Origin of the sequence: uncultured Clostridium sp., assembly GCF_937920395.1 — a bacterium.
In the GTDB taxonomy this organism is placed as follows: Bacteria; Bacillota; Clostridia; order Clostridiales; family Clostridiaceae; genus Clostridium_AD.
Map to the genome: position 1 here is coordinate 81,416 of NZ_CALEVF010000036.1, position 20,466 is coordinate 101,881.

The 20,466-nt window shown below is 30.5% G+C and carries 19 protein-coding genes; 14 read left to right on the top strand and 5 right to left on the bottom strand.

The features are described from left to right. Positions 1-50 precede the first annotated feature (50 nt). From Q0649_RS02870 to Q0649_RS02880, 3 genes are all read left to right on the top strand, one after another. Positions 51-839 carry a DUF3919 family protein gene (locus tag Q0649_RS02870; RefSeq protein WP_298837025.1) on the top strand — a complete coding sequence of 263 codons (789 nt, stop codon included), beginning with the start codon at positions 51-53 and terminating at the stop codon, positions 837-839. A 26-nt stretch (positions 840-865) separates the two neighbouring features. Further along, positions 866-1,900 carry an ABC transporter substrate-binding protein gene (locus Q0649_RS02875; protein ID WP_298837027.1) on the top strand — a complete coding sequence of 345 codons (1,035 nt, stop codon included), beginning with the start codon at positions 866-868 and terminating at the stop codon, positions 1,898-1,900. A gap of 69 nt (positions 1,901-1,969) precedes the next feature. Continuing rightward, positions 1,970-3,319, top strand: a complete 1,350-nt coding sequence (locus Q0649_RS02880) for an MFS transporter (protein WP_298837030.1) — start codon at positions 1,970-1,972, stop codon at positions 3,317-3,319. 91 nt (positions 3,320-3,410) lie between these two features. Here the strand turns inward: Q0649_RS02880 and Q0649_RS02885 are convergent, their stop codons facing one another. Next, positions 3,411-3,986, bottom strand: a complete 576-nt coding sequence (locus Q0649_RS02885; RefSeq protein ID WP_298837031.1) for a C40 family peptidase — start codon at positions 3,984-3,986, stop codon at positions 3,411-3,413. 273 nt (positions 3,987-4,259) lie between these two features. Between Q0649_RS02885 and Q0649_RS02890 the strand changes: the two genes are divergently transcribed. Next, the gene (locus Q0649_RS02890; RefSeq protein ID WP_298837033.1) at positions 4,260-5,717 is read left to right on the top strand and encodes an ATP-binding protein; all 1,458 of its coding nucleotides are present in this window, start codon (positions 4,260-4,262) and stop codon (positions 5,715-5,717) included. 57 nt (positions 5,718-5,774) lie between these two features. Here the strand turns inward: Q0649_RS02890 and Q0649_RS02895 are convergent, their stop codons facing one another. Further along, the gene (locus Q0649_RS02895; protein WP_298837035.1) at positions 5,775-8,489 is read right to left on the bottom strand and encodes a penicillin-binding transpeptidase domain-containing protein; all 2,715 of its coding nucleotides are present in this window, start codon (positions 8,487-8,489) and stop codon (positions 5,775-5,777) included. Positions 8,490-8,750: 261 nt separating this feature from the next. On the opposite strand from Q0649_RS02895, the gene Q0649_RS02900 reads away from it, so the two are divergent. The 5 genes from Q0649_RS02900 to uxuA all read left to right on the top strand — a co-directional run bounded on the left by Q0649_RS02900 (position 8,751) and on the right by uxuA (position 12,966). Further along, complete coding sequence (locus tag Q0649_RS02900; protein WP_298837037.1) at positions 8,751-9,944, top strand: protein kinase domain-containing protein; 1,194 nt, start codon at positions 8,751-8,753, stop codon at positions 9,942-9,944. After that, on the top strand, positions 9,941-10,237 hold the full coding sequence (locus tag Q0649_RS02905) for a PASTA domain-containing protein (protein ID WP_298837038.1): 297 nt from the start codon (positions 9,941-9,943) through the stop codon (positions 10,235-10,237). The genes Q0649_RS02900 and Q0649_RS02905 overlap by 4 nt, the downstream gene beginning before the upstream one ends. Positions 10,238-10,479: 242 nt before the next feature. Further along, complete coding sequence (locus Q0649_RS02910; protein ID WP_298837041.1) at positions 10,480-11,172, top strand: YjbE family putative metal transport protein; 693 nt, start codon at positions 10,480-10,482, stop codon at positions 11,170-11,172. Positions 11,173-11,290: 118 nt separating this feature from the next. Then, complete coding sequence (locus Q0649_RS02915; RefSeq protein WP_298837042.1) at positions 11,291-11,668, top strand: HIT family protein; 378 nt, start codon at positions 11,291-11,293, stop codon at positions 11,666-11,668. A gap of 227 nt (positions 11,669-11,895) precedes the next feature. After that, positions 11,896-12,966, top strand: coding sequence for a mannonate dehydratase (uxuA, locus tag Q0649_RS02920; protein WP_298837043.1), 1,071 nt, complete (start codon positions 11,896-11,898; stop codon positions 12,964-12,966). Between the two features lie 71 nt (positions 12,967-13,037). Here uxuA and Q0649_RS02925 read toward each other — a convergent pair whose 3' ends face one another. Both Q0649_RS02925 and Q0649_RS02930 read right to left on the bottom strand, forming a co-directional pair. Next, positions 13,038-13,589, bottom strand: coding sequence for a TetR/AcrR family transcriptional regulator (locus Q0649_RS02925; protein ID WP_298837044.1), 552 nt, complete (start codon positions 13,587-13,589; stop codon positions 13,038-13,040). Between the two features lie 11 nt (positions 13,590-13,600). Further along, positions 13,601-14,797 (bottom strand): MFS transporter, encoded by a 1,197-nt coding sequence (locus tag Q0649_RS02930; RefSeq protein ID WP_298837045.1) that lies wholly within the window; start codon positions 14,795-14,797, stop codon positions 13,601-13,603. A 301-nt stretch (positions 14,798-15,098) separates the two neighbouring features. Between Q0649_RS02930 and yiaK the strand changes: the two genes are divergently transcribed. From yiaK to Q0649_RS02955, 5 genes are all read left to right on the top strand, one after another. Beyond that, entirely contained in the window at positions 15,099-16,103 is a 1,005-nt protein-coding gene (gene yiaK, locus Q0649_RS02935) for a 3-dehydro-L-gulonate 2-dehydrogenase (RefSeq protein ID WP_298837047.1), read from the top strand. A gap of 63 nt (positions 16,104-16,166) precedes the next feature. Beyond that, complete coding sequence (locus tag Q0649_RS02940) at positions 16,167-17,411, top strand: MFS transporter (protein ID WP_298837049.1); 1,245 nt, start codon at positions 16,167-16,169, stop codon at positions 17,409-17,411. Between the two features lie 169 nt (positions 17,412-17,580). After that, positions 17,581-17,757, top strand: a complete 177-nt coding sequence (locus Q0649_RS02945) for a hypothetical protein (RefSeq protein ID WP_298837051.1) — start codon at positions 17,581-17,583, stop codon at positions 17,755-17,757. 149 nt (positions 17,758-17,906) lie between these two features. Next, entirely contained in the window at positions 17,907-18,221 is a 315-nt protein-coding gene (locus Q0649_RS02950; protein WP_298837053.1) for a hypothetical protein, read from the top strand. 232 nt (positions 18,222-18,453) lie between these two features. Next, on the top strand, positions 18,454-19,095 hold the full coding sequence (locus tag Q0649_RS02955; protein WP_298837055.1) for an HAD family phosphatase: 642 nt from the start codon (positions 18,454-18,456) through the stop codon (positions 19,093-19,095). 129 nt (positions 19,096-19,224) lie between these two features. On the opposite strand, the gene preA is transcribed toward Q0649_RS02955, so the two are convergent. After that, the gene (preA, locus tag Q0649_RS02960) at positions 19,225-20,463 is read right to left on the bottom strand and encodes an NAD-dependent dihydropyrimidine dehydrogenase subunit PreA (RefSeq protein WP_298837057.1); all 1,239 of its coding nucleotides are present in this window, start codon (positions 20,461-20,463) and stop codon (positions 19,225-19,227) included. Positions 20,464-20,466: the final 3 nt, after the last annotated feature.

Sequence of the window (20,466 nt, forward strand, 5' to 3'; positions counted from 1 at the left end):
TAAATATTTTAAAAAAACACAAAAAGTTATTAATCATTTATTTTGTTTTTATGTTATTACTAGGAATCATAATATTTTGGCAATACGAAAAAAATTATGATCATGTAGTACTTATTCAAGATAGAGAACAAGTTTTAAAAGCTGTAAGTACCTCTACGCCTGTAAAGGTAGAAGTTTATAGTAAACATTGGGGCAAAACTGTTATTTCTGAGAGTGATGTTATTCGGAGTATATGGAATATTATAGACGAAATGTCTAAAGATAGTCCTTTGCAAGAAAGTCAAAACACATATACGAATGATGAAATAAGTGGCACTATTTATTATCTGAATGGAGAAAAATCTACTTTTACTTTAGGAAGTTACTTAAAAATAGGTACTATTATTTATGGAAATGCTAAAGATAAACCTTATGTAGATCAGCTTAAAAATTATTTAAATGAAGTTTTATGTTCGCCTGAAAATCTAAGCAACCTTATAAATGAACGAAATAAAGTTACCGTAGTAGATAGTAATAATAATATACAAAAATGTGGTCGTGATGATAAAACATTTATTCGTAATAAAATATTAAAATGTTCTAAAATTAAGGATAACGTTTCCCTAGAAAAAGCAATCAATACAAAGGGAAAAGTATTATACCACATAAAAACCTATTTAGAAAAAGAAAGTAATTCTACTCCAAATACAAAGGATACTTTCTATGCAATCATAAATATTGATGTATATGAAAATGGGTATATTGTTATTCAAGATTTTAGTAATGATGTAGTAAATGCAATTTACATGAAAGGAAATTTAGTAGAGATATGTAAAAACATAAAAAAAACTGGTATTTAATTTTTAAATGTTTTGGAGGTACCTTAATGAAAGCTTACAAATTTACTATATTTATTCTTCTCTTGCTTTGCTCTACATTGTTAACTGCATGCAATAAAAACAGGAGTGATTATCCTAATCTGCAAGGTAAAAAACTTCTAGTTTATGTAGCCTTTCATGAAGATGAGGCTAAACCTCTACTAGAAGGCTTCAAACAAAAGACTGGTTGTGAGTATTCGCTTTTAAGGTTTCCTACAGGGGAAGCTTTAGCCCGGGCAATGGAGGAAAAAACAGCTCCTAAAGCAGATGTTTTTTTAGGAGGCACAGTAGATGCCCATGAGTACATGAAAAAAGAGGGCATAATTGAAAAATATATTTCTAAAAATGCAAGTTATATTTCTGATAGGTATAAAGATAAAGATGGGTATTGGACAGGACTTTATATAGAAGCCTTATCTATTGGTATCAATAAAGAACGATGGGACGCCGAGTTTAAATCAAAGGGAATAAAGCAGCCAGAAAACTTTCAAGATTTGTTAAATCCAGCATTTAAAGGTGAAATTATTATTCCTAACCCAAAAACCTCTGGAACCGGCTATACTTTTGTTTCTTATCTTGTACAATCTATGGGGAAAAAGAAAGCATTAGAATATTTAGGCAAACTTAACCATAATGTAGCACAAGTTACTACAAATGGCCTTACCCCAGCAGAAAAGGTAGGCATTGGCGAATATTTAATTGCTGTTAATTTTATAAATCAACAGCTTATTGTTAAAAAGTCTGGATTTAATATACAATCTAAAATTCCTAAAGATGTGGGATGGACGCTGTGTGCAGTATCTAAAATTAAGGATGGACCAGACTCGAAGGCTGCAAATGCTTTTATAGATTATTGTTTAACGGCGCAAGCGGGTAATGATCTGAAAAATTTTTCTATGGCTATGTCTACAAGGGGTGATGTGCCATTGCCACAGGGAGGACAAAATTTAAGTAATCTTCTGGGTAGCGATAAGTACGATTTTAAAAAAGCAGGAATTGATAAAGAAGAAATGTTAGATGCCCTTGGAAAAATTAAACCATGAATTTATATATTTATATATAGATTAATATGTTTAAATAAAATAATCTAAAATGAAAGGTCGCTAAAACGTATGGAAAATTTATTTGGCTTTTTAAAACCTGCACTTCCAATTAAACCATTGCCGAAAGATAAGGTTGATTCAGCATACAAAAGATATCGTCTGCAAGTATTTTTAAGCATATATTTTGGTTATGCAGTTTACTACTTTGTTAGAAGTAACTTCTCATTAGCTAAGGTATACTTCCTTCAGGAGGGTTTTACAAAAACACAATTAGGTATAGTCGCTTCTGCACTAGGACTTGCGTATGGTGTTAGTAAATTTGTTATGGGAAATCTATCAGATAGATCCAATGCAAGGTATTTTTTAGGTATTGGCTTAATTCTGTCTGGTATCATAAATCTATTTTTCCCACTTACCACAAGTATCACAGTTATGTTTATATTAATGCTTATGAATGGATGGGTTCAAGGTATGGGCTGGCCACCATGTGGGCGAATAATGACTCATTGGTTCTCAGATAAAGAACGTGGAGTTAAAATGGCTATTTGGAATACAGCACATAATGTAGGCGGTGGATTTATAGCTGTCATTGCTATTCTTGGTGTTCAAATTTTTGGAGGCTGGAAAGGAATTTTTATTTTACCAGCTATTATTGCAATAATAACCGGCGTATTATATATGATTTTTGCAAAAGATACACCTCAATCAGTAGGGTTACCTCCTATAGAAGAATATAAAAATGATTACCCAGCTGCAAAAGTAAAAGATAGAGAAAAAGAAATGACAGCAAAAGAAATACTTTTTAAATATGTACTAAATAATAAATATCTATGGTATATCGCTCTTGCAAATGGGTTTGTATATATGGTGAGATATGGGATTGAAGATTGGGCTCCAGTATACTTAAATACTGTAAAAGGTTTTAGTATTCAACAGTCTTCCATTGGATTTGCTTTATTTGAATATGCTGCGATTCCAGGAACTATACTCATCGGATGGATTAGTGATAAGATATTCCATGGTCGTAGGGCGCCAGTAGGCGTAGCTTGCATGGTAGGTGTTGCAATTGGTGTATTCATCTATTGGCAGAGCACAAGTCTATTAGCAATAAACATTACTTTAGCTTGCATAGGTGCTTTAATATATGGACCGGTAATGCTTATTGGAGTAAGTGCTTTAGATTTAGTTCCTAAAAAGGCAGCTGGAACTGCTGCTGGATTTACTGGGTTATTTGGATATGTTATTGGACAAGTTTCAGCTGAAGTAGTAATGGGAATAGTTGTAGATAAATATAACTGGGCAGGAGGATTCAAACTTCTTATAGCTTCATCTATAATTGCTATTGTATTACTATCCCTTACTTGGAACGTACATGATAGGTCAAAACCTGATTCTGAGGAAATTAAGTATTTAAGTTAAATAGATATTATGTATACAAAAATATTTTTTATAAGCCTCCTATGGTATAGGGGGCTTATGATTTTGTACTGGGCACACTAAAATACAGTGATTATTTTATTATCCTTTTTCCTATAACAAATCTTTCTTTATAATAGCCTTTTAGTTCAGAGATTTTTATAACTTCACCAGATTTTGGAGAATGGATAAACTTATTGTTCCCAATATATATTCCAACATGAGATACTTGGTAAGGGAGTACTGGATTAGTCATAAAGAAGACTAGATCGCCATCTTTAAGATTCTTAATATTAATAGAAATACCTTTATTTACTTGATCCATAGTTGTTCTAGGTAAATTTATACCAAAATATTTGTAAGCATATGATACAAAACCTGAACAATCGAAACCACCACTCATATATTTTCCAGAAGTAGAAGATATTTCAGGCGTTGTGCCACCCCATAAGTAATGCATTCCTATAAAAGTAACGCAGTAGGCTTTTATGTTATTCCCATTTGTTAATGTAGAATATTGTTGTCCATTTGCTATATATTTGGGTTTATTTAAGGGAGTTTTACAATTAGAGAAAATAGTAAAAATCATATATATTAGAGAAACTAATATAAGGATTAAAGTTAAATGCCAAGGTTTTATTAGGTTTCTTCTATAATATAATTTTCTCATATGATCTCCCATTCTATATTATTTTTAATTATTTATATTAAGTTATTGTAGTATCTCTAATAATATGCTAAATATAAAAATTAATAGGATAATAAGTTTGATTTATTTTAACGAAAATATACCAATTTGTAAAATATTGTGGTATATTAATTAAGGTGAATTTAATTTCATGTAATAATATGTAATAAACATAAAGCGTTTAATGGTAGTGGTACTAAAATAAACGAATTTCGATTTGATTGTAGTACAAGCATTGAGAAAAGAGGATAGTTTATGGGTAAGATAAAGAATAGAAGTAAACAAGCTATGGTGTTAGGATGTTTATCAGTTGCTTGTTTATCATTAATTATAATATTATTTAGTATATACAGTATGAATAAAGTACGTGAAGAATCTGATTTCATTTCCCAAAAGATGCTTCCTGGAAAAATATTTTCAATGGAAGTTTTATCATCAATAATTAATCAAGAAACAGGAATAAGAGCTTATATTATTTCAGGAAACAAAGTATTTTTAGAACCATATTATTTAAAAACTAAAGAAATGGAAAAATATTATGATTCTCTTAATAACTTAAAAGAAATAGGATTAAATAATAATACTATTAATCGATTAGAAGGACAAAGAGAATATATTCAAAACTTTTTTTACCAACAAATATTATTGTTAGATTCTGGAGAATCACAACAAGCAAAATTAAATTTAAATAAGGGTAAAAAGTTAGTTGATGAATTTAGAATAATAGATAACACAATACTGAATGAGATTAATTCAAATATTGATAGTTCACGTAGTGAAGTTGCTAAAACTCAAAGAGTTCATAAATATTTGTTATTCTTTTTAGGGTTAATACTTACTATATGTAATTTTATATTTATTGGTACTATTTGGAAAAATATGCACAAACAAATTAGTAGAAAAAATAAAATAAATAAAGAATTATATAATGAACTTACTGTTCAAGAGGAGTACATTACAAATATGTCACATGAACTGAAGACGCCACTAAATGTTATTTTATCTGCGGCTCAATTATTAGATGTGTACTGTGAAAGTGGTAGTTTAGATGAAAATAAAAGTTCAACTGTTAAACATATAGACTCAATCAAACGAAATTCGTATAGATTGTCTAAACTTATTAATAATATAATTGATTTATCAAAAATTGAATCTGGAATCTTTGAATTAAATTTATCCAATAATAATATAGTGGAAGTTGTAGAAGATATGGTTATGGCTGTAACTGAATTTACAAAGAGTAAGGGACTTAATATTACTTTTGACACAGATGTAGAAGAAAAAATTATTGCCTGTGATCCTGAAAAGGTAGATAAAGTAGTGTTAAATCTTATATCAAATGCAATAAAATTTTCAAAAAATGGTGGTCAAATATTTGTAAATATTAAGGACAATACTAATTTCATAGAGATATCTGTGAAGGATAATGGAATTGGGATTGCGACAGAACATTTTTGTTCGATATTTAATAAATATAGCCAGATAGATAAATCATTATCAAGAGGTGCAGAAGGCGCAGGTGTTGGATTAAGTTTAGTTAAGTCCATTGTAGAATTAGCTGGGGGTAGTATAAAAGTCGAAAGTGAACTTGGGGTAGGTAGTAAGTTTACAGTTAGATTTCCTTCAAAAAAGGTACTTAATGAAAATACTAAATTTAATTCGATGAGAGGTGAAAAACAAAATATCCAAGTAGAATTTTCAGACGTTTACTAATAAAACAAATATAATTTAGAAAAGATAAGGAGAGCCAGCAGGCTCTCCTTATCTTGATTAGTTAATACGTTTAATTTTTATGTTATAATGATTTTTATACTGTTTCATTCGAGGGTCATTTTTAAAATAACTCTCGTACATACCTCTAGCGATGTTTGCAGCACCAGAACCATAACCACCATCAAATATAACTATAGATATTGCAATTTTAGGATTCTTAGCAGGTGCATAACCTACATACCATGCATAATCGCCTCTACCAACTTTATTTTGTACATCTGAAGTTGTAAACTGAGCTGTACCAGTTTTACCACCTGTAGGAATAGGAAAATCGCCAAGTGCTGCATATGCGGTACCATCTGTACCACCGCCAGCACCGGTAACGTTATTCATACCTTGCATAACTAGTGATCTAGTTTCAGCACTTATATTAGCTTTGTCTAATACTATTGGTTTCGTTTGAGATATTAATTTTCCATTTGAATCTTTTATGTTATCAACTAAATGAACTTTATATCTTGTTCCACCATTAGCAAGAGTTGCTATATAATTTGCCATCTGAAGAGGCGTAAAATTGTCCATGCCTTGACCAATAGATGCAATAAACATATTGTATGGCAAACCTAAAGAACCATGTCCTGTTTGTACTGCTTGAAAGTTTACATCATTTACTATTGTGTTTAGATTAGCTTGTGTGAATTTTTTGCCTTTATATATAGGATCAGCAGCAATTAATTGTTTAAATAAACCCATATAATTTTTTTGAGAAAAATTCGCGTTTTTCACAGAATCTTTTATATAGTCTTTAATTTGAGTTTTAATCTCTGAAAGCTTTTTTCCATCATAAACTATACTGCTATCCTCGTCTCTATCATATAAATCTATTTGTGGGAATTTTGTTCCATCTTTTGCTGAAACTCCATTAGTTAAATCTTGTTCAATACTTAAAAGAAATTGAGATGCGGATAAGTTTTTCTGTGACACCGTATTATATACTTGCCCAAAATTTTCATTTATTTCTATTCCTGTACCAGGATTCTTTGAATTAGGATTAGCACCTAGGCCAAACATCCAGGCATATTTAGCTAAACTATCGACTCCGAATTGTTCTCTTAATTTCTTGCCTACATCCATAAAAAATGGGTTACTAGATACTTCCAATGCCCTTACTACATTTACAATACCTTGTGCACCATCAGATACGAAAGAATTCCAATGGCCTCCACCCATATCAAAACGACCTTGATCATTGTAGGTAGAACTAGCATTTATAACTCCAGCTTCAAGCCCTGCAATTGCTGTCATTGGTTTAAATGTAGAACCTGAAGGAATAAGGGACATAGTTGCATAATTGTATAAGTATTTTGGATAATAATCAAACTTATCCTTTCGAATGGTTGTATTTCCTTTTATATTTTTGTCTATTGGAAACATATAATCAGTTAAAGATGATATACCATCAGCTTTTGCCATCTTTTCATAATCTGGATTAAAATATTTTTGTGATTGCGCTTCAGTTAAACCTTGCGTTGTAGAAAAATCATTTGGATTATAACCTGGAAGACTAACAAGTGCTAGTACTCCACCAGTATTAATATCTATGGCAACAGCTGCAGCTCTTGTAGCATTTGATACATTTAAATCTTGTACATGCCCTTGAGCTTGTAATTTCTTCATTTGTTCATTTAATGCATTTTCTGTTGCATATTGCAAATTTGCATCTATTGTAAGTTGAACATTTTTCCCTGGAACAGCTTTTTTATTATGAGCTGTATTTTTAATTATTGCTTTAGAATCATCATTTATATCTTTTTCTCCGTTAACACCTTTAAGGTTACTCTCCATTGCGGCTTCGATTCCAGTAGTCCCAACATAATCTACACTTGTGTCATAACCCTTTGCTGAGTACTTAGCTTTGTCAGCAGAATTTATTTTACTTATATATCCTAGGACTGATGAAGCAAGCTGACCGTAGGGATATTCACGCATAGGCTGATTTTCTACTTTGAAACCTTGCAATTCTGAAAGAATTTGTTCGAATATAAGTGATGTATTTTGTTTTATATTCGTTGCTACAATAATTGATTTATTAGAAGAATAAAAGTTCATTTTAATGCTGTCTTTTACAATTAAATATCTTCTTACCACATCCGGGGTTGCTTTAATATCCAAACTTGCAAGTCCCTTTTCTATAGAATATTTAATTAGAAGTTTGTTATAAATTTGTTCAGGAGTTAATTTTAAAAGCTCATTATTAAGAGCAGTTTTTTCAGACGTGCTTAACTCTTCTTCTTTTTTACCTTCAAATTTCGCCTTTAATATACTATCTTGAAGGTTTCTATCTTTTAAAAATCTTAAAAGCATCACCTGTTTTACCTTAGCGTCACTTGATGTAAATTCAAATCTGTATGGATTGATTTTTAATTCGAAACTGTCTGTCTGAACTTCTCTATTATCATCTAAAATTTTAAAGACCTTTTGTAATGTTGCAAATAGCTGTGTGTTATCTTTACCTGTATCAGTTGTACTTGTATATGTAAGGTTATAACCAAGGGCTTCAGTCGCAAGTTTTATTCCGTTTTTGTCTGTTATGAGTCCTCTTGGTGCGGCTACTGTTACAAGCTTTGCAGTATTAGCAGTTTCAGCAGCTTCTTTGTAATATTCTCCTTTGAAAATTTGTAAATAATATAACTTTGAACCTAGTGTTAAGAACATAGCTAGCATAATTATTGTAAGGATATTATACCTGTTGAATTTTTTCTTTTTTTTCATTTTTTTTTCACCACTTTAAACTTTCATTTAATTTTTGCATAATAGAATTATCAGCACCTGTCAGCGTTCTTAAAAAAACATCAATATATTTATTATACATGATTCGACAAGGTAAATCCATATGTTAGTAGTATATAGTTGAATATAATAGCTTATAAATAAGACCCATATTATAGAGGGAGCTAAATATGTTGAAAAACAAAATTATAAGCTATGATATAATGTATATGTTAATATTCTTCTTAGGGGGACAGTATATATATGATAGGGACATTTCTTTTAAATAGATATGAGTTATTAGAGAACATTGGTCAGGGTGGCATGGGAACTGTTTATAAAGCAAAGTGCCATGTGTTAAATAGATTTGTAGCAGTAAAGATATTAAAGGAAGAGTTAAGTGATGATGAGGAATTTGTTTCAAGGTTTAAAAGGGAAGCTACTTCAATTGCAAAATTATCACATCCAAACATAGTGAATGTTCATGATGTCTGCTCGGAAAATGGTGTTAATTTTATAGTTATGGAATATGTTGATGGAAAGACATTAAAGCAAATAATAAAGGAAAGTGGACGAATTACATCTAAAAAGACTCTGGATATAGTATTTCAAATAGCAAAAGCTCTCCAGTGTGCACATACAAACGGTATAATTCATCGAGATATAAAGCCAGATAATATTATGATAACCAAAGATGAAATGGTTAAGGTAATGGATTTTGGGATAGCTAAAGTTGCGGATGCAAGAACTGTAACCAATTCTAATAAAGTTATGGGGACCGTTCATTATTTTTCTCCAGAACAAGCAAAAGGGAGTTATGTAGATTGTAGGACAGACATATATTCCTTAGGTATTGTAATGTATGAAATGGTAACAGGTAAGGTGCCTTATAATGCACAAAGTGCTATTACTATAGCGATGATGCATATCCAGGGAAGTGTTACGCCGCCAAAAGAAATTATTGCAGATATACCGGAAAATATAAATCAAGTAATTTTAATTGCGATGCAAAAGGAACCTATTAAAAGATATCAGACGGCTAAGGAAATGTCAGAGGTAATAGGTGCAATTAAAGAAAATCCTAATTATAAAGTAATAGTAAATAGTGAAATAGATGGTTCTACAAAAATTATGGATGCTGTAGTAGCTTCCAATATAAAACAAGATTTAACAACGGTTATGAGTAAAGAAGCAATTTTGGAACAAACAATTATGGAAGAAACAATTTTTGATAATTCAGTGGTTGAGGAAACGATATTAAAAAAAGAAAGTGAAGAACTACCTATAAAGAAAAAGCTCATTAAAAATAAAAATAGTATGTTAATTGTAACGTCAATTATTTTAGTTATGATTATCATAATGCTTGGGAAATCTCTTTCTAATGGGGTAGCTTCAAGTGTGAAAACTCCAGTTCCCAAAGTAGTTTCAAAAGTTCCAGTAATTGAAAAAAAATTGTGATCTCGCTTATTGGAAAAACTGAAGGTAGCGCAAGACAAGCCGCAGTCGATAATGGTTTTTTTCTTGGTAATATAACAAATAATTATAGTGATAGGATTGCTAAGGGGTTAGTTATCAGCCAATCTCCAGAGGTAAATACAGCCTATGTAAAAGGTGGTAAAATAAGTCTAGTATTAAGCCGAGGTAAAAAGATAGTTAAGGCAACACCTCCACAAACAAAGGTGGGAAAAGACATAAAAAAGATTATACAGGTACATGGAAAGAGCTCTAAGAGTAAGCATTCCAAAAAGTAAATGTAGCTCTATGGTGATGTATTCACTTGAAAAAGGAATAATCTTAATAAGTTAATATATTAGAAAGCCATATAGTTACGGCAAAGAGATGAAGGAGATGTACTTAATATTATTATAGTATGATATAATGTAAGTAGTAAGAAATTTAAATATTATTTTAATGTAAAAATCGTTATTAAAGTTTGTGTTAATTAATAAATTTTAATGCCAAAGGGAAGAAGGAGATACAAACGGGAACTTTAATGGCTTTTATCATAGGAGTGCTACAAATTACTATACTTGATTTAACATTATCTGGTGATAATATTGGAGTTATTGCATTAGCAACAAAGAATCTATCATCTAAATTTGCAAAGAAAGCTAGTTTTATAGGAATAGCAGGTGCTATAGGATTAAGAATACTATTTGCATGTGTAATTACTCAAATAATGGCTATACAGTGGTTACCAATTAAGTTAGTTGGTGGAATTGTTTTAGTAAAAATAACATGGGATTTTATTAAACCAGCATCTAAAGAAGTAGAGTGTAACGTAAAAAACGCGGATAAATTTTGGGGAGCTGTAGCTGTAATTATTATTGCTGACATTAGTATGAGTCTTGATAATGTAATTGCAATAGCAAGCACAGCAGATGGCAATGTTTTATTAATAGTTATTGGTATTTTGATAAACATACCAATAATTTTTTATGGAAGTCAATTTGTTGCAAATTTAATGAAAGATCATCCTATGGTTATATTCTTAGGTGGAGCAATACTCGCTCACACATCGGTAAAAATGATACTTGAGGATAATATAACAATAAAATATTTAGGTCTTCCACATACCATTTCAGTAATAATTCCTTGGGTTTTTGCCATTGGAATATTGTTGTATGGGTACTTAGAAATAAAAAGAGTGGAAAAATCAAAAACAGCTTTTGGACACAATACATAAGCGAAAAGATTTATAAAAAACTGTACTTAATTGTACAGTTTTTTTGTTATGATAGATTAAGTACGGTGATAAAAATAGAATTTACAAGGATAACATAACATTAAAAGGAGACGATAATATGTCAGAATGTATATTTTGCAATATCAATGAATCTGAAATAATAGTAGAAAATAGGTATGCAGTTGCAATACTTGATCATTTTCCAGTAAATAATGGCCATTGTTTAATAATAACAAAGAGGCATTTTGCTAACTTTTTTGAGGCAACAGAGGAAGAGGTTAAAGCAATATACAAATTAATGCATGAGGTAAAAGAGATGTTTGATATTCAATACGAACCAGCAGGATACAATATAGGTATTAATGTAGGAAGATATGCAGGGCAAACTATAAATCATCTACATGTGCATTTGATTCCTAGATATATAGGTGATGTGGATGATCCAAGAGGTGGAGTAAGAAATTTAAAAAATTCTTTGGTTGAATATGATGGATAGAAATTAATATTAGTTCTATATCTTGACTAGTCTTTATTGTTATGCTAGTATACAAGTATACTAAATTTAAAATATTGGATCATTGCAAATATTTACTACCTATATATGTTTTAATTCATCAAATGTAGGTTGGTATTGATAATGTGAAAACGTAAACATATAAGTAGGATCAGTGTATTTACATTATGCTGATTGTACTATGAATAAAGAAAGAGGGGAATATTAATATGAAAATGACACTAAGATGGTTTGGAAGTAAATTTGATAGCGTAACACTAAAGCAAATAAGACAAATTCCGGGTTGTGTAGGGGTTATCACAACACTATATGACAGCAAACCTGGAGAAGTTTGGAGCAGAGAGGCAATAAGAGCTATGAAAGAGGAAGTAGAAACTTCAGGCCTTGAGGTTAGTGGTATTGAAAGCGTAAATATTCATGATGATATTAAAATTGGGCTTAAAGCGAGAGATAAGTATATAGAAAATTACATCAAGACTCTTGAAAACTTAGCAAAGGAAGGCATTGATTTAGTATGTTATAATTTTATGCCTGTATTTGATTGGACAAGATCTAACCTTGCAAAGATGAGATCTGATGGTGCTACAGTTCTGTCATATGATCAGGAACTTATTGATAAAATAGATCCAACTAAAATGTTTGAACAAATAGATTCTAATTCTAATGGATTTATAATGCCTGGATGGGAACCAGAAAGGCTTTCAAGAGTAAAAGAATTGTTTGAATTATACAAAGAGGTGGATGAAGAAAAATTATTTGAAAATCTCGTGTATTTTCTTAAGAAAATTATGCCAACTTGTGAGAAGCTAGGAATGAAGATGGCTATTCATCAAGATGATCCAGCATGGTCTGTATATGGATTACCAAGAATCATAAATAATAAGAAAAACATTCAAAGAATGTTAGATGCAGTTCCTGTTATGAATAATGGATTAACATTATGTACAGGTTCACTCGGATCTAACCCTGATAATGATATTCCAGATATGGTTAGAAGTTTCAAAGGAAGAATTCATTTTGCACATTTAAGGAATATTAAACATCTTGCACCAGGTAAGTTTGATGAAGCAGCACATTTATCATCCGATGGATCATTAGATATGTTTGAACTTATGAAAGCACTTTATGATATTGGTTTTGAAGGCCCTATAAGACCGGATCATGGTAGAATGATTTGGGATGAGATTGCTATGCCAGGTTACGGATTGTACGATAGGGCATTAGGTGCAACATATTTAAATGGACTATGGGAAGCAATAGATAAATCATCAAAGAAATAAAAATGTTTAACAAATTAATATTAAAAGATTCATCTAACACAGGTGGATCTTTTGTTTTTATATAAAACTTATTATAACTTCAAAATTCCATGAAGTAATATTGTAATCATTTCATTCATTGCATCTTTCAGTGTCATGTTATTTTTGCTTAAGAATTTGTAATCTAGGAATGTGTTACTGACACTTTCTAAGATGGAACTAATAAGCGTTAGATTAATATCATCCCTTAAAACTCCGGATTCCATAGAGTCTTTTAGTGTAGTTTCTATGAGCTTTAATTTAAAGTCTTTTAGATCCTGAATTTTATTCCATTCCTCATAATAAAACTTATGTGCTTCATCTAGTATATTAATAGGAAGTTTATATTTATGATAAGAAAAAATTATTGAATTCAATTTATCTTCTAAAGAACCAGCTTTATCTATAGCCTCAATAGTATAAGTTTTATCACTTTCTATTATTTCTTTAAAATATTCTAAGATGATATCATCTTTGCTTTTAAAATGTTTATATATAGTTTTTTTACTCATTTTAAGTTCTGAAGCAATTTCATCCATAGTAAATTTTCTTAACCCATATGTCTGTATCTTTTGGGCGGCAATTTTCATTATTATTTCCTTCATTTTATATCTCCCTATTCTAATTTTATTTTTTTAAAACAGTTGATTTTAGTTCTTTTTACAGTAAATAGACCAATTATACACACTGCTATTATTAAAAATAAAGCAATAATTTTGTGATTGCCCCATAAAATACCAGTAATCACCGAACCTACAAAAGATCCAACATATTGAAAACTATTTATTATTCCATTCGCTGCTCCTCTATAGCTATTTTCTGCAATATCATTAGCTGCAGAAGGGATTACAGTAGCTAGTAGAATGTATCCTGTCATAAATAATATGCTGCCTATCAATATAAAATAAAATGAGTGGTTCTTAAAATAAAAGCATATACCTATGGCACTTAAAATGAATGCTAGCATAATTAAGTTTGAACTAAAGCCTTTTTCAACCCATATAATAGATTTTCTCATAAATATTATTGCGATAATTACTGCAGGCATAAAAATTTTCCACATACCACTAGTACCAGTGATTTTTTCAAGATATATTGGGACTATATAAAATACTGATACCATTATATAATTATTTAAAAATCCGGCTAAATTAAGTCCTAAAAATTCTTTGCTTCTTAATAAAACTTTTATCCCTTCACCTATATTAATTTGATTTTCGGGTATTGTACAAGAACTTTTATCATGGGTTTCTTTTAAGAAAAACAATATGATAATCCATACTAAGGAAATTAAAAGCGCACATACTAAAAACATTTGTCTTACTGATATATAGTTATTAATCAAAGGGCCTAAAGCAAATGCTGATGCTGCAAAAAAACCAACAATCATTCCTAAAATACTCAAAGCTCGGGGTCCTTTTTTATTATCAACACTACAAACAAGCCAGGAATATCCAGAGGCAAGTATAGCTCCACTTCCTTGCAAAGCTCTAGCGAAAATAAGCATATATATACTTTTAGCAAGAAAGGCAATAACTAGCCCTATTATTACTTGGAAGAGTCCTATTAAAATTACACGTTTGTTTCCAATTTTATCACTCCATATGCCAAAAGGAATTTGAAAGATAGCTTGTGTTAATCCGAAAATACCAAGGGCTACGCCAGCTAAAGTAGAATTACTATATCTTAAAGTTCTACTGTAGGTTGAAATAAATGGCATAACTATAGTCATTGCCATTTGTCTAATTCCTAAAGCTAAACTTATCGTAATTAAAAAAAACAATTCATTTCGAGTAAATATTTTATCGTTCATATAAAGACATCACCTTTCATATTGGAAACTATAAAAACTAAAAAAGTTTCCTAAGAGAAAGTATATTTCTTATTTATAATATTGTCAACAAAAGTTAATTATGGATAATCTTAAATTTAAAAGCGAATATATTATAAAAATGTTATACTGATAATAATGAAGTATTGGACAATTCATTAAATTAAATGGATATTAGATCTATAAGGATATGTATTATGAAATCGATTTAACAAAGAAAACAATTTTATTTAAAGATAGCTTAGCTTAATAATATAAATAAAGATGAGGGGGAGATATTATAATGAGAGTTGCTTTTGAAAAAATGAAAAATGAATTTAAGAGAGTATTAATAAAAAAAGGGTTTAGTGAGGAAAGGGCAGAGGCCTCAGCTTTATTATTTACGCAAACTAGCTGTGACGGAGTTTATTCCCATGGGTATGTTAGATTTTCAAGAGTAATAGAATATATAGATAAAGGGTATATAGATGTAGATGCTGTTCCAAGTAAAATTGAAGGAATGGGAGCATTTGAAAAATGGGATGGTAACATTGGTATGGGAAATTTAAATGCTAAATTTTGTATGGATAGGGCTATTGAGCTCGCTAAAACAAATACAATAGGATGCGTAGCATTAAAGAACACTAATCACTGGATGCGTGGAGGTAGTTACGGATGGCAGGCAGCTGATGCAGGATGTATTGGTATTTGCTGGACAAACACTCTTCCTAACATGCCAGCTTGGGGTTCAAAGGAGAGTAGAATAGGCAACAATCCTCTTATATTAGCAGTTCCAAAAGAAAACGGTCATGTGGTAGTAGATATGGCTATGGCACAGTTTTCTTATGGCAAAATAGAAGTAACTAAATTAAATAAAGAACAATTACCAGTAGTAGGTGGTTATGATTCCATGGGGAATATTACGAAAGATCCAGGGGAAATTGAAAAGACTGGGAGAGTTTTACCAATAGGATATTGGAAAGGGTCAGGTCTTTCTATATTACTAGATTTAATAGCCACAATTTTATCTGGTGGTAATTCATCATACGAGGTAGGAAAAATCGATGGAGTAGCAGAATATAAATTATCACAAATATTTATAGCTATTGATCCAAGTAAAGCAACTGACAGTGAATTTATAAAAGTGGCAGTTAATGAAGTTATAAAGGATATTAAAGATTCGCAAAGAGTGGATGAAAATAGGGGGATTTTTTACCCAGGTGAGAGAACACTAAATACTAGGAACAAAAATTTAGAAGAGGGTATTCCAGTAGATGAAAACATATGGAAAACTATAGAGAATATGTAGGCATATAAAAAAACAAAATAATATTAAGGAAATCATCTGAATATAGTAAGAAAGGATAAAGCTATGATGAAACAACACCCACTAATTCATACTTTAACTCATTTAAAGGGAAATCCCAGGGCTTGCGTTTATACCGAGCCACTATGGGGTATTCCATTTAATTTATATGCACCATATGTTTCTATATATATGTATACTTTGGGTCTAACAGATACCCAAATTGGATTTACCGCAAGTATTGGAATGATGTTTCAAATTATATTTTCACTTCTTGGAGGTGTAATTACAGACAAACTGGGTAGAAAAAGAACCACTTTTATTTTTGACACTATATCATGGAGTATTCCCTGCTTAATATGGGCTTTTTCAAAAAACTTCTCATATTTTGTGTTTGCAGCTATTATAAATAGTATTTCTCGCGTCACAATGAACTCATGGAGTGGTTTATTGGTTGAGGATTGTGATAAAGATCAAATTGTAAATATTTATACATGGATTTATATATTGGGATTAGGTGCTGCATTTTTTGCACCACTATCAGGATTTTTTATAGGGGAATTTGGATTAGTTTCAACTGTTAGAGTCTTGTATATTATTTCTTTTATAATGATGACTTCTAAATTCATAATACTTAATAAATATTCTACAGAAACAAAGCAAGGGCTAATTAGAATGGAAGAAACTAAATATATAAGTATTTTCACTTTACTTAAGGGATATTCAGCTGTATTTATTAAAATATTAAAAACACCAGAAACCCTACTTACAGTAGGAATTATGCTTATTATGAGCATAATAGGGGTAGTGAATAATACGTTTTGGGCGATTATTGTAACAGAAAGAATTCATATACCAGCTAAATATATAGGAATGTTTCCTTTTATACGAGCGACCATTATGATTACATTTTTCTTTACTGTAGTTCATAGCATTGGAGCATTAAAATTTAAGAAACCATTACTTATTGGATTTTCATTATTTGTAATTAGTCAAATTTTTTTAATTTTGACTCCTAATAAAGGATACTTTGTTTTAATAATAAGTATTATATTGGAGGCAATTAGTATATCCCTCATAAGTCCGATATTAGATTCTATGCAGGTAATACTTGTAGACCCAAAGGAAAGAGCTAGAATAATGGCTATCTTGTATGTAATTGTGGTTGCATTTACATCCCCATTTGGATTTATTGCAGGAATTTTATCGGGCATTGACCGTAGACTTCCATTTGTATTGAACATTTTTCTTTTAATTACTGGAATTTTACTTACACTATTCCAATCTAATATATCAAAGCATAAATCTTAAAATATAAAGTTAACTCAAATTTAAATAGATTGTTAAATTTATAAAGACAAATCTGGTTATATTTAATATTTATATGTAAATCTGTAAACGTTTAAAGGTTTTTGCATATATTTATAGAATAGTATCATCAGCTTATTCTTTTAAATAACTTAATAAGGAGATAATTTAAATGGAAGATAATATAAAAGCAAATAAAACTATAAAGGATACATTAAAGAAATTAGAGTCAAGTGTAAGTGAATATGAGCATTATGATGGGAAAATAGATAAGAAACCTGTAGAAAAAAAGATAGGGACTACTGTACATGATTATAGAGATATATTAAAAACCATGGAAAATAATTAAACAATTATTTTAAAGCTGCCATTTAATACTATATTAGTAATATAACTAAGCATTGATGAATAGTATATAATAGTTATTAATTTTACTGTTATTTAAATAATTAATGCTTTAGTTAGAAAATATAATTAAAAGCAGGAGGGGTAGCGGTTGTGAGTTTATTTAATGATAAAGGAAATAATGTTGTAGAGGATATTGAGTTTGTGGAAATAACAGATGAAGATAGAAATATTATAAGACAAGCAAGATTTATAATATTAGATACAACAATTATTTATAATGAGGAAGATGATTTTTATTATACATTGGCTACTTGTATTAATGAGAATAAAGAAATAGAAACAATAAGTATAGAAGGCTTTGGTATACATGAAAATGTAATAGAGTTTAAGGGTGCATATATTGATTATGAGGAGTATGAAGAAAATTCAAAAACACATTACACTGGAACAATATATCATATGTAATTTATAAAAAAACTTAAAATATATTATAACATATGGTTTGCATCTGTTGATTTAAAAATTAATAGATGTTATAATCAAATAAAATTTTGTATTAATTAAAGTGAACTTAATATTGAGAAACACGTTTCTTTTATGTATATTAAAAAAGCATAAAAAGGGGTGCACCACCGTGGGCGCACTTACCTTTTGTGTTTTTTTTTATTTATAAATAAAAATTAGGAGGACAAGGTTAATGAAAAAATTTGGACATGCTATTTTTGATATGGATGGAACAATGATGGATTCTATGCCAGCATGGAAAAATCTTGGAAGAGATTATTTGATAGGAAAAGGAATTAAAGTTCCCCAAAATTTAAATGTAATTACAAATGATATGTCTATGACGGAATCTGCAAATTATTTTCAAAAGGAGCTTGGTGTTAATGATAACGTGCAGAAAATTATGTCTGATATTAATGAATTAATTGAAGACAAGTACAAATATGAGATGCCTCTAAAACCATATGTGAATGAGTATCTTTTAAAACTTAAAAGAGAGGGTATAATTATGTGCGTGGTCACAGCTACACCATTACAACTAGCAGAGGCAGCATTAAAACGTCTCAAAGTGCTAGAATATTTTACTTTCGTGTTATGTTGTGATGAGGTTGGAGTAGGTAAAAGTGAACCAGATAGTTATTATTTTGCAACAAAAAAGATGGAAACTGAATTATCAGATGTTATGGTTTATGAGGATGCTGATTATGCAATGAAAACGGCAAAGGATGCTGGGTTTTATACCATTGGAGTATATGATAAAGCAACAGGTAAATCTAAAAATGAAATGCAGCTACTTTGTGACAGATACATAGATTCTTTTGAATGTTTGTTGTAGTAAATAGGAATAAGGGATGGGCACTAAGATGAAGAAAACACTAAAAACAGCATTCCTAGTTACAATTGGAAAAGGGAAAATCACATCATCTTCCCTTTTGAAATTCCAGAGGTGTTTGTATGCATTATGTTAAAGAATTAAATCTTTTTCTACACCAGGATCTTTAAATTTAATTTCTCCTTTTGTTATACAACCTTCTATTGGGCAAATTAGTGAGCATAAGAGGCAACCGACACATTTATCTTTCTTTAATGATGGTTTTCTGCTACCTTCATCCCATTCTATTGCTTGATGGGCTCCATCAAAGCATGAAATGTAGCATCTTCCACAACCTATGCATTTGTCATGATCAAAGTTTGGGTATACTATGTAATTTCTATCTAAATTCTCAGCTGGAACTATGTTATCAAGCGCAACACCAACTAAATCTGAAAGCTTTTCCACGCCCTTTTCTTCCATATAGTATTCTATCCCACTTATCATGTCTTCAACTATCCTATAACCATATTGCATTACAGCTGTCGTAACTTGTAGATTTGAAGAGCCAAGCATTATGAATTCAAGTGCATCCTGCCAAGTTTCTATACCGCCGATTCCACTAAGCGGAATATTCTTAAGTTTAGGTTCTTTAGCAAGTTCATTTATAAATCTTAATGCTATTGGTTTAACGGCATTGCCTGAGTATCCGGATACAGATGACTTTCCATTAATTATTGGAAGTCCTATTTTTTTATCTAAATCTACTCCAGTAATACACTTTATTGTATTTATAGCAGCAATGCCTGTAGCACCACCGTCTATTGCAGCTATTGCTGGGATGGTCATATTTCCTATATTGGGAGTCATTTTAGCAAGTACAGGAAGATGAGTTCCTTTTCTTACGGCTGCTGAATATTTTTTAACTAATTCAGGGTTTTGACCAACGTCACAGCCCATAGCATGACTTGTCATCTGTGGACATGAAAAATTGCATTCAATAATATCGGCTCCAATTTCAGTAACAAGTTGTGCAAGCTTAGTCCATTCTTCTTCGTTTGATCCCATTATTGAAGCTACTAATATCTTAGTTGGATAATTTTTTTTTAGTTTTTTCATATCAGCAAGGTTTTGCTGCACTGAATGTTCTGAAACCTGCTCCATATTTTTAAATCCTATAAAAGGAGTGCCTTCTTTTCTATTAGCATCAAAACGTGGTGATACTTCATTCATTTGTTGCATAGCTGAGGTTTTAAATACTATCCCACCCCAACCTGTTTCTAATGCTTTCGCACACATTTCATAATTGTTCCCGACTGGGGATGATGCTAAGAAAAATGGGTTTTCGCACTTTACACCACAAAATTCTATTGAAAGATCTTTTCTTCTCATAAT